This window comes from Mycolicibacterium peregrinum (assembly GCF_001665625.1).
GTDB classification, from domain to species: Bacteria; Actinomycetota; Actinomycetes; order Mycobacteriales; family Mycobacteriaceae; genus Mycobacterium; species Mycobacterium peregrinum_B.
Window position 1 is genome coordinate 1 of record NZ_LZSY01000143.1, and the last position, 2,221, is coordinate 2,221.

Annotated in this window: 3 protein-coding genes; all 3 read right to left on the reverse strand. The window is 63.7% G+C overall.

Annotation, left to right across the window (positions count from 1 at the left end; translation table 11 throughout):
• Nucleotides 1-161: 161 nt before the first annotated feature.
• Nucleotides 162-803, reverse strand: coding sequence for a hypothetical protein (locus A5779_RS34310; RefSeq protein WP_207549107.1), 642 nt, complete (start codon nt 801-803; stop codon nt 162-164).
• Between the two features lie 188 nt (nt 804-991).
• Nucleotides 992-1,999: a hypothetical protein gene (locus tag A5779_RS22880; protein WP_064885913.1), complete on the reverse strand. Its 1,008-nt coding sequence runs from the start codon at nt 1,997-1,999 to the stop codon at nt 992-994.
• Nucleotides 1,996-2,221: hypothetical protein (locus tag A5779_RS34105; protein ID WP_165609820.1), on the reverse strand; the 226-nt coding region annotated here is incomplete at its 5' end. The genes A5779_RS34105 and A5779_RS22880, both read right to left, overlap by 4 nt.

Sequence of the window (2,221 nt, forward strand, 5' to 3'; positions counted from 1 at the left end):
ACCCACGTGCGGGTCGACGCTTCTCCGCTTTCTGGGCACCTGTCCCGAGCTCCCACACATACCCGGGTTCCACCGAACCGGACCGGAGACATGCCCCGCCTCGGCCGGCACGGCCTCCACTGCCCCACTTCGCAGCGGCGCTGTCCCGCAGCGCCTTTCCTTCACCACCCCTGAACGTTGGCGAAATCGACGATCAGATCCGCATTGGCCCCGGCAAGTTCGATCAGCCAGACACAGGCCATCAGGAAGTCATTTCCCGGCCTGAATGCCGGCGTACCCCACCACCGAAACTTCTCGTCGTCCATCGAAGCCGAAGCCGTGATCGACTTCGACAGCGGATGGGCGTACTCGCTCAACTGCGAGTAGACCAGCTGAAACGCGCCGAAGCGCTCGCTTCGGTTCGCATACGACGTGATCTTTCCGATGGCCATTGCGCGGCTGCCGTCCAAGCCTAGGATCCGCTCAATCTTGGTCGGATGCTCCACGGCATACAGCAAGCTCGCTGCGTTCTCTGCCAAGGAGCGAATGAGGGTAAACGCTGAGAACGGGTTGTCGGTTTCGAGGGCAGCGATCGCGCCCTCGTGTAGACCGATGCCCCGGTTGATCAAGCCTCCCAGCAACAGTGGGGCGGGCCCGAACGAAGAATCCCTCCCCAAGGCATTGGTGGTTGCAGCCGTCACGAGTTGCCGCGACGCCCGCGCACGCTTCAACCCTGTGGGGCGGTCCACAATCCCGTGTGCTTGTATCCAGTCCGGGACCGGCTTTGCGCTTTTGCCGGCCGAGCGGGACGGTTCATCTGCCAATGTGCACACCGCCTTCAGAAGTGGGATCGTCTCGTGCCACGAACGCGGGGCGGCTTAACGCAGGGCCGCGAGCCCGGCATCGTCACCAGGCTCCATTCGCCTTGGCCAGTTGACGGGGCCCGGTGGCGATACCGCGGGATTCATGGATCGGTACTAGCGGCCTGCGGACGCGCTCGCACCGCTGTTGGTCAGAATTGACCGCAGCAAGGCAACCCAGGTTGTGTATCGGGCCCAGGGCTTTTCGACCACGTGCGCCGTCCAGGCGACGAGCTGGGGCCATGTTGCGCATTGCGACGCCGGGAAGCTCTAGCCCTCGTGATCAGGGTCGGGATCGCAGACGGCGTGATAGATGTGCCACGCAACCGGCGCGGGCGCTTCCAGCAGATCGAGAACGCCGCGAGTGGCGCCTTGCGCGTTCCACTGGTCGATCTCGTAGCAGCGAAGTCGTAAGACAGGCCCACGCCGGGCGGACCGAAAACCTCGTGCGCCGGGCCCACGGTGTATGGCAGGAGCATCCGCAACGTGAGGCGACCGTCGCAGAACGCCGCCTCAATGGTCCCTCCCGCGGGTCCGGGCAGGGAATGGTTGATGACGGTGCCCTCGAAAATCTGAACGTCGGTGTTGTCACGCTGAAATGCGCGCAGTTCCACCGTCTTGCCGCGGCCTCCCGCACCTGACGGGGTGACCAGATGGACCTCCCCCGGAGGATATTCGCCAGCGACGAACGGGCCTCCCGAAATGTGTACCGACCGTATGACGTTGGCTGGCATTATCACGGTCCCCGGCACCGCATAGCCGATGCTTCGCAGGAGTTGGCGGCTCAGCTCCGGATCGAGTTCGTCGACACCTACGGCCATTCGGATAGGGTTGTGTATCGCCGCGCCAGGGCGTCGCGGGGCCACCATGACCGAGCTAGTGGATCCCCCTGGGGCGGATGCGAAGCCAATGGCCCATTCGGGATCGAGGGTGTTGACGACGCTGCCGAGGTCGCGGACCTGGGTCAGCACGTCGGTTACTCCTCCGAGGACGGCAGCCTTTTCCTGGTTGTAGATCTTGGCCAGTCGTTCCAGCTCCGAGTTGGTGGTGCGGTGCACGTAGGACTCGATGTGGGGAGCGTCAGCCATCCGCTTGTCGAGATCGTCGCGGTCAATGACGGTGATGTAGGGGGCCGGCCGGCCGCCGTGGAGGCTCGTCACGAATTGGTGTTCGGGAGTAGAGCATAAGGACAGGACGACAACGACCAGATGACCGGCCGAGGCTGTTGGGCCTGGTGATACGAATCGACGATCTGGCGGCGGCGCTTTCGACGTTCGGTCGAAAACTCTCCTGGGAAGAACTTGAGCTGCATGATCCATGGCCTGCCATAGACGTTGATCTCGATGTCGATGCCCTGGTCGCCGCCCTTGCCATTGACCGCG